The organism is Myxococcus guangdongensis (assembly GCF_024198255.1).
In the GTDB taxonomy this organism is placed as follows: Bacteria; Myxococcota; Myxococcia; order Myxococcales; family Myxococcaceae; genus Myxococcus; species Myxococcus guangdongensis.
Map to the genome: position 1 here is coordinate 57,541 of NZ_JAJVKW010000024.1, position 13,255 is coordinate 70,795.

7 protein-coding genes are annotated in these 13,255 nt (G+C 71.5%); 1 reads left to right on the plus strand and 6 read right to left on the minus strand.

What is annotated here, in order from left to right; translation table 11 throughout:
* The 5 genes from LXT21_RS42655 to LXT21_RS42675 form a co-directional block, all read right to left on the minus strand.
* A complete protein-coding gene (locus LXT21_RS42655) occupies window positions 1–2,316 on the minus strand; it encodes a glycosyltransferase family protein (protein ID WP_254043997.1) in 2,316 nt (771 codons plus the stop codon).
* A 316-nt stretch (window positions 2,317–2,632) separates the two neighbouring features.
* Entirely contained in the window at window positions 2,633–3,043 is a 411-nt protein-coding gene (locus tag LXT21_RS42660) for a hypothetical protein (RefSeq protein ID WP_254043998.1), read from the minus strand.
* Between the two features lie 102 nt (window positions 3,044–3,145).
* Complete coding sequence (locus tag LXT21_RS42665; RefSeq protein ID WP_254043999.1) at window positions 3,146–4,366, minus strand: NAD(P)H-dependent flavin oxidoreductase; 1,221 nt, start codon at window positions 4,364–4,366, stop codon at window positions 3,146–3,148.
* Between the two features lie 141 nt (window positions 4,367–4,507).
* Entirely contained in the window at window positions 4,508–4,972 is a 465-nt protein-coding gene (locus LXT21_RS42670; RefSeq protein ID WP_254044000.1) for a GNAT family N-acetyltransferase, read from the minus strand.
* A complete protein-coding gene (locus LXT21_RS42675) occupies window positions 4,972–7,818 on the minus strand; it encodes a TonB-dependent receptor domain-containing protein (protein ID WP_254044001.1) in 2,847 nt (948 codons plus the stop codon). The genes LXT21_RS42670 and LXT21_RS42675 overlap by 1 nt, the downstream gene beginning before the upstream one ends.
* 181 nt (window positions 7,819–7,999) lie before the next feature.
* Here LXT21_RS42675 and LXT21_RS42680 point away from each other — a divergent pair, with 181 nt between their 5' ends.
* Window positions 8,000–8,584: a Uma2 family endonuclease gene (locus LXT21_RS42680; protein WP_254044002.1), complete on the plus strand. Its 585-nt coding sequence runs from the start codon at window positions 8,000–8,002 to the stop codon at window positions 8,582–8,584.
* Between the two features lie 9 nt (window positions 8,585–8,593).
* Here LXT21_RS42680 and LXT21_RS42685 read toward each other — a convergent pair whose 3' ends face one another.
* On the minus strand, window positions 8,594–13,204 hold the full coding sequence (locus tag LXT21_RS42685; RefSeq protein WP_254044003.1) for an AAA domain-containing protein: 4,611 nt from the start codon (window positions 13,202–13,204) through the stop codon (window positions 8,594–8,596).
* Between the last annotated feature and the right edge of the window lie 51 nt (window positions 13,205–13,255).

Below are 13,255 nucleotides of genomic sequence, written 5' to 3' on the forward strand. Positions count from 1 at the left end.
CTATGGGTTCACGGAGGACTCGTTGGCCCGGACCTTCCGTGGAACGGCGAACCGCCCCACGGCCACCCGTCCGTCGGAGACCGGCCGTCCAGACGCCTCGAGCAGGGGCACGCGCGACTGGTCGCCGCCCGCGTGCCACAGCCCCACGAGCACCGTCCATTCACCCGGAGGCCAGCCGCGCGTGGACACGGAGAACGCGTCGCGCAGCAGCGTGTCCCGGGGCGCGTCCGTGAAGAACCAGGTGCCCCCCACCACGTCGTGGTCCGCGCCGAGTCGACGACCGTCCGCGGCGACGATGTGCACGAAGATGCCCACCGAGCGCGGCACCGGCCCCGTCACGCGCCAGTTCAGCACCATCGACGCGATGCCCTCCGCGTCGGGCTCCTCGGGAATCTCCGCGGCCACCAGCTCGACGGGCACGCCGAAGCGCGCGTTGATGGGCGTGGCCTTCGCGGGCAGCTGCGCCACCGTCAGCGGAGAGCCGTCCTGGTTGCGCGGGTCCGGCTTCGCCACGGGCTCGCTCCATGCGCTGGCCACGAGGCCCCACGCGGCGAGCGGCACCAGGGCGACGCCCACCGTCACGGGCCAGGACAGCCGCTGTCCCCGACGCTCGCGCCACAGGAGGACGCCGAGCCCCACCCACGCGAGCACGGACACCATGGAGCCGCCGAGCCCCGAGCGCGGCAGGAAGCTCAGCACCACCTGGTGGTGGCCCTGGGGCACGCGCACGCCCAGCAGCCCGTCACGCGAGACGACCTCGCCCTGTGAGGACTTCCAGCCGGGGTGCCAGTTCTGGTTGACCAGGAGCACGGTGGGCCGCGTGGCGTCCACGTCCACGGTGACGCGGTTGGGGGTCCACTCCACGCGGCGCGCCGAGCCGGAGCCGGGCTCCTCCAGGTACTCCTCCTGGTTCAGGTCGCCGCGCAGCTTCGAGGACATGGGCACGGGCCACGCTTCGCCGCAGGCGATGGAGCCTCGGTTGAGCGCGAGCAGGTGCCCCTGCGTCCAGCGGTTGCCGCGTGCCTGCGCGAAGGGCTGCGCCTTCTCGACGGGCATCGGAATCATCTGCGCCCAGTGCGAGAGGTTGTCGAAGGCGCGCACTTGCAGGCCCCAGCTCGCCAGGGCCACCGCGCACGCGGCCGCCGCGGCCCAGGTCCACCGCGCGGGCGAGCGCCACGTGCGCGCCAGCAGGACGGTGAGGCCCAGCGCGGCCAGCTCCGCGAGGAAGAAGCAGGTGGGGACGAGGAAGCGCTCGGGGTAGCGGAACGTCTCGAAGATGGGCAGCGTGCGCAGGCCCGCGAACAGGGACGGTGACGCGGCGTAGCCCGCGGCCATCCACGCGCAGAGGCTGGCGACGATGGCGGGGTAGAGCGCGCGACGCCACGCGAAGGCGAGGGCCGGCAGCGCGAGCACGAGCGCGGCGGGGGCGAAGTAGAAGTTGCCTGTGTCGCTGTAGCCGGAGCGAGCCGGGAGCTCGAGCAGCATCTTCACGAGCGGCGCGAAGTCGTTGCCCGGTGTGCCCGCCATGACGCGCGGTGAGGAGCGCATCGTCTCGAGGATGGGCCACAGGCGGAAGGCGCAGGCGGCCAGCGTGAAGCACGCGGTGGCGCCCAGGGACCACAGGGCCTGGATGCGGCGGGGCGTGCCGCGCAGGGCGTAGAGCGAGCGGCCCGTCTCGAGGGCGACGAAGAGGGCGCCCATGGGCACGGGGTAGGTGCCGCCGAAGGCGAGCAGCAGGGAGAAGACGGCGGCGACGAGCGCGGCGCCGGACAGCTTGCCCTCGACGGCGCGGCGGGTGCCGACGAGCAGCCACGGCAGCAGGAGGAAGCCGGCGAAGTTGAGCCAGCCGATGGACCATGAGAGCGCGGTGAAGCCCATCAACCCGAAGAGGGGCGCGGCGCCGAGCGCGCCGGTCGCGGAGCCCACGCGTCGTCGGGCGTAGTGGAAGAAGCCCTCCATGCCGAGCACGAGGAAGGCCCACAGCAGCACGGGCTCCGCGCGGCGCGGACCGATGAGCGAGGACACCAGCACGGTGGGCGCGAAGACGCGCGTCTGCGGACTGCCGAGCGCGTACTGGCCACCGCAGGACCAGGGGTTCCACAGCGGGAGCTGTCCGTAGTGCGTCACGCTGCGCGTGCCCGCGTCCTCGTACGAGTCGAGCAGGTGCGAGTCGCGGAAGTCATTCAACCCTCCGGCGACGGACAGGGGACGCCAGCACGCGATGAGCGCGATGACGCCGAAGAGGGTCAGGCGCACGCTGGTGAGCGAGGCGGCGCGGTGCACGGCGCGGAGCAATCCGTGGGACGAGGTCGTCATGCGCGAAGGGGCGCGCCGTGGGGCGCGAGAGCGAGGGAAGTAGCTCGCATCCGTCGAGGATGGAGTGAGAAATCGGTGGGGCGAGGGGGCCTGTCGGCGGCTCCGAGAGGCGTCACGTGCACGAGGTTCCCACGCGACATGGCGAGAATCTCCGCCGTTGCCGACTGCCGAGGATGCAGCGAGGAGTTCGCGGGGCCAGTCGCTCCAGCGGCCTCGGACGACGTCAGGTGCGCGAGCTCCTCATCCACCCGCTCGCGAGTGACACGGTCGCGCGAGGCACGCAGAGGCCGAGCGAGGCGGGAGGTCTCGCCGCGCATCAGTCGTAGAACGGCCGTGGCTTGCACGGGCTCGCGGTGGCCTTGCGCGGAGTCGTCACGGGAGACGAGGCGCGCAGCTCCGTGTCGATGGCGTCGAACACGTCCGTGACGGGCACGTCACGCCGCCGCGCCTCGGTCATCACCCAGCCGCGCTCGGAGGCGCCGAAGTCGTCATCCTGGGACCAGTGGTCTCCGGGGAACGAGTGCATCGAGCGCCGCCGCCAGTGGGGCTCGGCCTCCGCGGCCATCCTGCCGAGCACCTCGCGCTCCTCCGAGGACAGGCGCCGCGAGGGCGCCTTCACCTCCGAAGTCACGGCCCGCGCCACCGCCACGCCACCGCACAGCGCGAGCCCGAGCCACCCCGAGAGTGCCACGCGTCGCCAGTGCGCCTGCGTCTTCGTCATCGTCATGGAGCCCACCCGTCGTCGATGGGTTCCTACTCCAACTCCCACGGACGCATCACCCGAATCCGCTGCCCGCGACCAGGCGGGCGAGGCACCGGCCGTCCGCGCTCAGGAGCGGTCGTTCTCGTCGGCGTCCGCTTCCAGCTCGTACGGGTTCGCGAGCAGCCGGTGTGCCCCCTCCATCATCTCCACCACGATCTGCCCGGCGGGCTGCACGCTCTCGATGCGCGCCATGCTGGAGCCGCTGGCGGGCAGCACCATCTCCTCCAGGTCACCCTGCGTGTCCGGCGTGGGCACGAAGGCGCTGAAGCGCGGCATCGTGTAGAGCGCGTCCCCACCCGCGAGCCCCGGGAACAGCCGCGTCGTGCCGATGGTGTCCTGCGTCTGCGTCGGCGCCTTCGCCTCCCGGCCCGCCCACTCGCGCACCACGCGGTTGCGCAGCACCCGCTGCCTGGGGCCGCTCCACTCCGGACCGAAGAGCGTGGTGAAGTCCGAGTCGCGAGCGTCCCCGTCGACCAGCCGCTGCTTGTAGCCCGGGTGCGCGTACGCCTCCACGGAGGCCACCATGCGCGTGCCCACCCAGACGCCGTCCGCGCCGTGATACATCGCGCGCGCCGCGCTCAGCGCGTCCGCGATGCCTCCCGCGGCCAACAGGGGAAGCTCCCCCGTCAGCGCGCGCAGCTCCCGCACCAGCTTCAACGTGGGCGTGGTGCCCCGGTTGTAGCCCGCCGCCTGTCGCCCCTGCGCGATGAGCCCGTCCACGCCGAGCGCCAGCGCGTCCTTCGCGAAGTCCACCGAGCCCGCCTGCACCCAGACGCGGATGCCCGCGGCCCTCAGGTCCTTCACCCACGCGGCGGGCGGCAGGGCCCAGTGGAACGCGACCACGGGGACGCGCTCGGTGATGCACGTGTCGATGTGCTCGCGCGTGGTGAGGTCCCCGGCCCGCGCATGGTCCAGGATGAAGTCCACGCCGAAGGGCCGCTGCGTGCCGGCGCGGATGGCCTGGATGCGAGCGCGCAGGAACGGCGCGGGCTCGGGCGCCGAGCCCAACATGCCGATGCCACCCGCCTCCGAGACGGCGATGACCAGGGGCGGCAGCGCCACGAAGGCCATGCCCGCGCTGACGAAGGGGTAGTGCACCCCCAGGTCCTTCGTCAGCCGCGTGTGCAGCGTGTTGTCCTCCAGCACCTGGATGGGGCGGCGAGGCGCGCGCTCGGCCTCCGCTTCGGAGGAGAGGCCCTCGTCATCCAGCTCGCTGTCTCTCGGAGCTCCGGAGGGGCCGGCCCGAGGGGAGGAGGGCGCGCCGCGTCCGTCGTTCGTTCCGTTCATCGTGTCTCCTCGATGTCGCTGGCTCGCTGGAAAGGTTACCAGCATCCCCCGGTTGTTGAGGTCAGGGGGCGACACGGCGATGGTCAGCCCGGATGCTCGACGACAGATGCCGGTGTCCGCTGGTGAGCAGCGCTCACGTGCCTACGTCCCGAGTGACTTCCGCATGTGCCGATGCGGAATGCCGACTTCCAGGAACGCTTCCGCGTACGTGGAATAACCCAGTCGTTCGTAGAAGGGGACAACCGCCTGACGGGCGTGCAGGTGCACCTGGGTGAAGCCTCGCCGCGCGAGCTCCTCCTCCAGTGTCCGCACCAGTCGGGCACCCAGCCGTTGTCCCTGCAACTCGGGCGTCACGGCCATCTGGAACAGCCGTCCGCCGTGCGTGTCCTCGGGATGGAAGAGGACACAGCCGAGCACCCGTCCGCCCTCGTGAGCCACCAGATGGAGGCTCGCGTCCTCGAAGGGGAACGTCACCTGCTCACGCGTGTAGCCGAGTGGCTCGCGCAGCACCCGGAAGCGCAGCTCCAGCTCCCCGGCATACAGCGCGTGGCCGGGTTGGATGAAGTCGAGCGCGAGCTCCGATGGGGCACCGCCGGACGCGCTCATCAGAACGTCCCGGTGAGCTGCAGGGTGAAGGTGCGACCGTACTGTGGCACCGGCGCGATGGAATTCTCGTCCGACACCGGAATCCGGTAGTTCGTGTCGAGCAGGTTGTGGACGCCGGCGAAGTAGCGAAGCGGGCCGTAGTCACCGGAGAGGCCGAAGCTGATGAGCAGCGCCTCGCCGCTGTCAGCACCCCCTTCACCGGTGGGACGCGCGCTCTGGTAGGTGGCCTGGGTGGCCAGCCGCATGTCGCCGCCGCCGATGGGCATCAGCAGCCGACCGGAGACCAGGTGCGCGGGAGACGCGACGGACACCTCTTCCGAGGCGTTGCGCAGCTTCACGTACGAGTAGCTCAGGTCCACCAGCAGGTAGCGGCCCGGCTGCCAGTGCACGCCGGCCTCCGCGCCCCACGCCAGCGTGGTGCCGCTGTCGTTGCCGAAGACGAGGCACCGCGTGGTGCCGCACTGGCCGGAGGTGGCGCCTTCTTCCTGCAGCCGCACCAGGTTGGAGATGCGGTTGTGGTAGCCGGCCACGGTGAGCCGCAGCTCGTCCGTCAAGTCGTGCCCGTGCTCCAGCTCGAAGGTGGTGATGGTCTCCGGGTCCAACGCTTCCGGCGCGGCCTGGGTGATGCCGTCCGCGTAGTGCAGCTCGTAGATGGTGGGCGCGCGGAAGGCGTTACCGGCCACCAGCTTGGTGAGGCCCGCGTCATAGGGGCGGGCGATGAGCGCCACGCGAGGGGTGATGGGGGTCTCGTCCACGTCGGTGTACTTGTCCAGGCGCAACCCCGCCGACAGGCTCAGCCGCGGGTGGAGCTTCCACTCGTCGAGCAGGTACGCGGACAGGATGGTGCGCGTCTTGGACTCCAGGAGGGGGCCCGGGTTCGTCGACTGCCGCACGCCCAGCTGGCCCTGGGCCTCCACGCCGAGGGTGAGCCGGTTGTTCTCGAAGAGCCCCACGCGCGCGCGAAGCTCGGCGTTGACCCAGTCCGCGTCGCCGGTCTCCTCGCGCGGGCCGCCGGCCGACTCCTCGTACACGTAGATGCCGTCATAGCGGCTCAGGTCGAACGAGCCGCGCGCGGACAGGCTGAAGTTCTCGGTGAACTCATGCTCGTAGCGGGCCTCCGCGAAGAAGCGCAGGTCCTTCACGCGGTTGCCATCCGTCCCCGGAAGGGTGTTGTAGGGCGCGGTCGGCAGCTCCTTGGAGCGCACGTTGAGCATGGCCTGGAAGGCGAAGTCGCCCACACGCGCGCGCATGGAGCCGGTGGCGGCGCGCTCCGCGTCCAGGCCGGTGACGAGGTACTCCTCGGTGGGGCTGACAATCAGCCGCGTGGTGTCGGCGCCGGAGGCCGTCATGGCGGCCGCGCTCACCAGGATGGAGCGGTTGCCGCTCGAATACGCGGCGGTGGCGTGGCCGCGGGTGGTGCCCAGCGCGCCCACGGCCCCGGTGACCTCCAGGTGCTTGTCCTGTCCGAGCGACTCGCGGGGCACCACGTTGATGACGCCGAAGAAGGCGCCGGTGCCGTAGAGCGAGCTGCCCGGGCCGCGCACCACCTCGATGCGCTCGATTTCGAGCAGGTCCACGTTGAAGTCGTGTGAGGCGAAGCCCTGGCCGGCCCACACGTCGTTCATCGGGTGGCCGTCCCAGAGGATGCTGATGCGCGTGTTGAGGTCGCCCGGGGGCGAGAAGCCGCGCACGCCCAGATAGGTGTACGTGCGGTCGTCGGTGAGGAAGAAGCCGCGCACGCCGGACAGCGCCTCGGCGAGCGTGCGCCAGCCGAAGGCGCGCAGCTCCTCCTGGGTGAGCACGGTGGTGGAGGCGGGCGCGTCGTCGACGGCGACCAGGCTCTTGGACGCCGCGCGCACGGGCGGGGGCGCGTACCGCAGCTCCGCGTGGATCTTCACTTCCTGGTCGGCGACCACCGTCACCTTCTGGCGCAGCGGTCGCACCTCGCGGCTCTCCACCTCGAGCTGGTGCTCGCCCTCCGGGAGGGTGACGACGGTGGGCGTGAAGCCCGCGGGCTGGCCGTCCACGCGCACGGTGGCGCCGTCGCGGTTGGCGGTGACGACGAGCCGGCCCGAGGGGCGGTCCTGCACGCGCAGGGACACGGACAGCGGCACGTTCCCGTCGGCGGGCACGTCCACCACGTACTGGCCGGGGGCGTAGCCGGGCGCGCGCACGTAGAGGATGCGCTGGCCGGGCGGCAGGCGGGCGCGGCCGGGCAGCTTGGTGATGACGGGGCCGTTGGGGGCGTCACGCACCTCGGCGCCCTCGGGGGTGCCGGTGAGCTCCACGCCGCCGGTGATGAGGAACAGGTCGAAGGGCTGCTCCGTCTCCTTGCCGCGCGCCACCACGACGGTGGCCTCGGTGGGACGGTAGCCGTCCTTCTTCACCATGATTTTGTGCCGGCCCGGGGACAGCGCGAGCGTCTGCGGCGAGCGGCCCCGGCTGCCCAGGTCCATGCGGTCCACGTAGACGTCCGCGCCCTTGGGCACGGTGGTGACCTTCACGAGCGCGACCTTGGGGCGCAGCCGGTCCAGCGAGCGGGAGACCTCGGAGGCGTCCTCGGTGGGCAGGTCCTCGGTGAGCAGGTCGTTGTAGTAGCGGTACGCCTCGTTGAACTTGCCCAGCGCCTCGAAGCAGCGGGCGATGTTGAAGAGCACGTTGCGGTTGGGCACCAGCCGGTAGCTGGTGAAGTACGAGCGCAGCGCCTCGGTGTACTGCCCCTTGGCGTAGGCGTCATTGCCCAGCTCGAAGGCGATGTCCGCCTCGTCGGCGTTGTTGTCCGCCCACGCGGGGGAGGACAGGAGCAGGAGCGACAGGACGAGCAGGCCAGAGCGTGAGGGAACCATGGGACGGCGACATTCTTCCCTCTATGGAATGGGAGGTCCATGGGGGCTTTTGGGTGGGGGTTCAGATGTCAGACCCATGAAGTAGGAATGAGTGGACACGCGGTATGGGGTGGGGTTCCACTTCGGGGAGGCGGCGCGGATGTTGGAGGGGTGGGGAGCAGGCGGTGGGAGGAGCAAGGCGATGGGAGATGGACCGAAGCGGCCGGCAACGTACGAGGACCTGCTCGCACTGCCGGAGCATGTGGTCGGACAGATCGTCGACGGGGAGCTCATCGTGATGCCCCGGCCGGCGAGTCCGCATGCGGTGACGCACACGGCATTGCTGGCGGAGCTGTTCAATCCGTTCCACCGAGGGCGAGGCGGGCCCGGTGGGTGGTGGCTCCTGTCAGAGCCGGAGCTTCACTTCCGCAAGGACGTGCTGGTGCCGGACCTGGCGGGCTGGCGGCGGGAGCGGATGCCTGAAATCCCGGATGTACCGTACTTCAATCTCGCGCCCGACTGGGTCTGCGAGGTGCTCTCGCCCTCCACGGCTTCGTTGGACCGGGCGAAGAAGAAGCGCATCTACGCGCGGGAGGGCGTGGGCCACGTGTGGTTGGTGGACCCGAAGGCGCGCACGCTGGAGGTGTTCCGACGGGACGGGGAGCGGTGGGTGGAGCTCGGCACGTACTCGGGAGACGAGCGGGTGCGGGCCGAGCCCTTCGAGGCGCTGGAGCTCGTGCTGGGCGACCTGTGGCTGACTCCGGAGGTGAAGTCAGGGGCGCCCTGAGGTGCGGGCTCAGTGCAGGGCGCGCTTGTCGGGGGCGTCCACGGTGGGCGGGGCGGGCTGGCGCATGAGCACCTCACCCACGCGCTGGAGCACCTGGGTGGTGGCGCCCTCCGGGTCGCGGAAGAAGTGGGGCGTCCAGAGCCGCACGAGCTTCCAGCCCTGGCCCTCGAGCACGCCGGTGCGGAACAGGTCCCACTCCACGCGGTCCGCGGCCTTGGGGTAGCGGGTGCCGTCGCACAGGAGCCCCACGGTGACGTCGCCGGGCGAAGTGGGGTGGTGCAGGGCCACGTCCACGCAGAAGCCGTCGTTGCCCCAGTGCACGTCGGAGGAGACCTGGTGGCGGCGGGCCAGGTGGTGGGCCAGCGCGCGAGCGAACGTGGAGCCTGCGTCGGTCTCCCGCTCGTGGACGATGAGCTCCCGGGTGGCGGCCTCAGGCGTGGGGGCGCGCTGGGGCTGGGAGATGGACTCGGCGAACTGGAGGTAGGCGAAGAGCAGCCAGCCGCCGTTGGGTTGCCGGCCGGGCTCCACGGGGGGCAGGGCGGTGTACGCGTCGCGGGGGATGGAGGTGACCAGGTGCACCTGCTGCCGCGCGCGGGTGACGAGCACGTTGAGGCGTCGTCCTCCGCCCGAGCTGCCGAGCGGTCCGAAGCGGCGGTAGAAGCGGCCCTGTCGGTCTGGGCCGTAGGTGGTGCTGATGATGAGGTGGTCACGCTCGTCGCCCTGGACGTTCTCCAGGTTCTTCACGAAGAGGCCCTCGAAGGAGCCGGCGCCCCGACGCGTGCGCGCGGCGGCGAGTCGGGTGGAGAAGGCGGCGTCCTCGGCGGCGAGCTCATCGAGCACATCGGTGATGGCGTCGCGCTGCGAGAGATTGAAACAGGCGATGCCGATGGACGGGGGCTCGGGTCGGGCGAGCAGCTCCTTCACGAGCTGGCCCACGGCGCGCGCCTCGACGAGGTTCACGCGCTTCTCATAGGTGCCGCCGACGGGGAGCAGGCGCAGGGCGGCGTGCGGCGCGCGGTGCGAGGGGTGGGCGGGGATGGCCTGGAGGCGCTTGTCGTAGAAGTGCTCGTTGCTGAAGGCGATGAGGTCCGCGTCCCGCGAGCGGTAGTGCACGTCGAGGTAGCACTGGTCGATGTCCAGGTTGAGGGCGGCGGAGAGCAGGTCCTCCACCTCGGACTGCTGCTCCTCGAAGAGGCCCTGTTCTGTCTCGGCTTCGGAGTCCTGCTGGCTCTGCACCACGGCGGACTCGAAGAAGCGCGTGGGCGGCAGCTGCTTCGGGTCTCCCGCGATGACGACGCGCCGGGCACGCGTGAGCACGGGCAGGGCCTCCTCCAGTCGGCACTGTGAGGACTCGTCGAAGATGACGACGTCGAAGATGGGGCGGCGCGGGAAGATTTGCGCCACCGTCTGGGGGCTGGCCATCCACACGGGGCGGGCGTCGAAGAGCGGGTCTCCGCCGTCGATGTCCAGGCCGGTGGCGATGACCTGCCGCACGCGCATGGCGCGCTCGCCGCGCAGCATGAGGCGTCGGCGCAGCTCCGCGCCCTGGCTGTTGAGTCGACCGCCGTTGGCCGCGAGCAGGCGCTCACGCTGGCGCTGTGTCCACCGGTGGAGGATGGCGTCGCGCACGAGGCCGCGCTTCTTCTCCTCGAGCACGCGGTAGCGCGCCTGGGTGGCCTGGGTGCGCTCGGCGTCGACGTGCTGGAGGGTGGGGTCCTCGCGCAGGCGGGTGGTCACCTCGGCGGCGAGCGTGGCCTTGAGCACGGCCGTCCAGCCTGTCTCCGCGTCCGCGCCCAGGCGCGCGAGCGACTCGACCGAGGCCGCCAACTCTGGGGGCATGCCTGACAGAAGTGAGCGCAGCCGCAGCATCCCTTCCACCGTGGACCCTCGCGACTGGAGCGCGGTGGCGACGGGGGTGAAGAGGGCACCGGCGCGCAGTTCGTGTGCACGGAGGGCGAGCCACTCGGAGGAGCACAGCCCTGTCTCTGCGAGCCGCTTCTCCAGCTTCGCCACGGCCGCGCCCCGGGCGGCGGAGCGTCGCAGTCCCGCCAGCAGTGTGGTGCGCGTCGCGGCGTCCGTCGTCAGCGCCCTGCGCACGGCGTCGCGGCACGAGGCGAGCCGGGGTGTCGAGTCCAGTGTACCGAGGACTTCGAAGAGCGCGGCGTGGGCGCGCAAATCTCGGGAGAGGGTCTCGTCGGGCAGGCTCGCGGAGGTGGCGGAGGGGACGAGGGTGGCGCGGTGGAACTCGCCCAGGAGCGCGCGTGCACGAGCGCCGGTGAGGAAGTGACGGACGCGCTCGGCGGTAGCAGCGCCCAGGGTGAGGCCGAACTGCTGGAGCACCTTTCGTGCGCCGGCCTTCCGGGCGAAGCAGAAGAACGCGTACCACTTGCGAGCGATGCCCAGGTACGCGCCCAACGTGGCGAGCGCGGTGGACAGTGCGCCCAGGGCCTGCGGCTGCTCGCGATGAATCAGCGCGAGCTCGGTGTCGAGCGGGCCCTCGGAGAGCACCTGGATTTGAGGGGACAGACCTTCGAGCTGGGCCTTCGTGTTGTGCACTGTGTCCGCGGAGGCCGAGGCCCAACGAGCGAGGGACTCGGGGCTCGTGGTCTCCAACACGGGGGCGAGCTGCTCGGCGAAGTGGGCGCGAGCGAGCCCCTCGGCTTCCGGCTCCGCGCCGAAGGCCGGGATGTCCGGCGAGGCGAGCGCGTCCGCGTCACGGGCCGCCTCGACGGTGGCGCCGAGTCGTTCGCGCCAGGTGGTGAGTGGCGTGGCGAGGTAGGTGGCCAGGTCGACGCCCAGGGCTTCGCGCCAGGGATTGTCGGGGTAGTCCTCCTTGAGGGCGCGCTCGAACACCTCACGTGTCTCCCGCTCGCGAATGGAGACGTCGGCGAGGCGCGCGGAGGTGAGTGACGCGGTGGCGGGCGTGAGCGCCGCGGGGGGCTCGAGGCCGAGCCACTGGCCCACCAACTCGTGGAAGGACGGGGCGGAGCCGTCCTCGGGGCGTGCGGAGAGGGCGTGCTCGGCGGTGGTGAGTTCGTCGTGGAGCGACTGGAGCTCCGTGTCCACGCGGGACAGCTCGCGAGGGACGGCGGCGTCGGTGCGCGTCTCCGCCAGCGTGTCGAGCTGCTCGCGGATGCCCATGTAGAGGTCGCGTTGGTCTCGCTGGGCGTCGTGCACGACGGCGCACAGGTTGCCGAGGCCCAGGTGGTCCAGGCGGTGCTTCACCACGTCGAGCGCGGTGCGCTTGTCGCAGACGAACAGCACCCGTTCACCCCGGGCGAGATGGTCTCCGATGGCGTTGGCGATGGTCTGGGATTTTCCGGTGCCTGGCGGCCCGTGGATGACGAGCCCCCGGCGACTGCGCGCGAGGCGCACCGCGCGAGCCTGGCAGGGGTCTGCGATGGTGACGAGCCGCTCGTCCTCGGCGCGCTTGAGTCCCTCTAGGTTGCGCTCGCCGCCGCCTGGGTGGGCGGGTGGGTCGAGTGACACGTCCACGCGCAGGAAGCTCTCGAGGGGCCCGTCGACGGGCTCGCCGTCCACGAGCGCGCGCATGTCGTCCACGAGGCTCTGGTTGGACAGCGGGTACAGGCCGAGCACGGCGCTGGGGAGGATGGAGGCGCGTGAGGCGCTGTCCTCGTCCGGGCGGGGCACGGCGGACAGGGGCGCCTGGGACGTGAAGGGCTCGGGAGTGGGCAGCTCCAAGGCCTTGGAGACGAGGGCGACCAGCTCGTTGACCTCGCGCCACGGGTCCTCGCCCGTCTCGTCGGCGAAGAGCGCGTTGAAGCGTTGGCCCGTCTGCTGTTCCAGCCAGGCGAGCAGGGCGGTGTTGGGGGCGACGCGGTCGACACCGTCCTCGGCGCCCTCGAGCTCCACGGAAGGGGTGCGTCCCTTCTTGAGGGTGATGCGCACGGGGACGAAGGCGATGGGGGCCAGGATGCGCCGGGTGCCGAAGCCGCGCTTGTCCTTGGGACCTGGGGGAAGCTGCAGCAGTGGGAAGCCGACGTGGAGGACATGCGCGCCGGTGTCCTGCTCGAAGATGCGCGCGTCCTCGACGATGGCGGCGAGCTTGCGCAGGAGCGCCTGTTGCTCCTCCTCGGCGCGGGTGGGCGAGGCGCGGTCGTCGGGGCCTTCGGCCTCAGAGGCACGCTCGTCGTTGATGAGCGCCGGGGCGCTCTCGTCGACTGTGGGGCGGGTGGATGCGGCGAGCGCGTTGCTGGCTCCAATCGCATCAGGGGCCGAGGCTTCCTCCACCGGGGTGGTGAGCTCGTCGCTGGCGTCGTCCTGGGGGCGCGTCGAGACTCTCGCCGCACGAGGTGGGGCGGAGCTCGCGTCGCGCGCTTCGGCGGCCAGGCGAGCCGAGGTGGCCCTGGTGCCGCCGGGCGCGGTCAGACGCCCCTTGGACTCGGGAGGCTTCACCGCGAGCCGGACCGTGGCCTTGTCCCCGAGGAGCGAGGCCAGCACGGCGTGGGGCGCGGTGCCGTCCAGGCGGGTCAGCGTGGCCAGGTCCAGGCGCTGGCGGCTGTGGTGGGGGCGGCAGTTGAGGCTGGGGCCGGAGGCGAGCGCGGCGTAGAGGCGCTCGAGCATCTTCTCGAGGACGCGGTTGCGAGGCTCGGACGACACGGGCGGGACCTCTCGAGAGGAAGGAGCGGGTGGGTCTAGCACGTCCTCCCG

Excerpts from the sequence above, each read along its gene's own strand:
- LXT21_RS42680 (WP_254044002.1), top strand. The coding sequence starts at position 8,000 with ATGGGAGATGGACCGAAGCGGCCGGCAACGTACGAGGACCTGCTCGCA.
- LXT21_RS42660 (WP_254043998.1), bottom strand. The coding sequence starts at position 3,043 with ATGACGATGACGAAGACGCAGGCGCACTGGCGACGCGTGGCACTCTCG.
- LXT21_RS42670 (WP_254044000.1), bottom strand. The coding sequence starts at position 4,972 with ATGAGCGCGTCCGGCGGTGCCCCATCGGAGCTCGCGCTCGACTTCATC.
- LXT21_RS42655 (WP_254043997.1), bottom strand. The coding sequence starts at position 2,316 with ATGACGACCTCGTCCCACGGATTGCTCCGCGCCGTGCACCGCGCCGCC.
- LXT21_RS42665 (WP_254043999.1), bottom strand. The coding sequence starts at position 4,366 with ATGAACGGAACGAACGACGGACGCGGCGCGCCCTCCTCCCCTCGGGCC.
- LXT21_RS42675 (WP_254044001.1), bottom strand. The coding sequence starts at position 7,818 with ATGGTTCCCTCACGCTCTGGCCTGCTCGTCCTGTCGCTCCTGCTCCTG.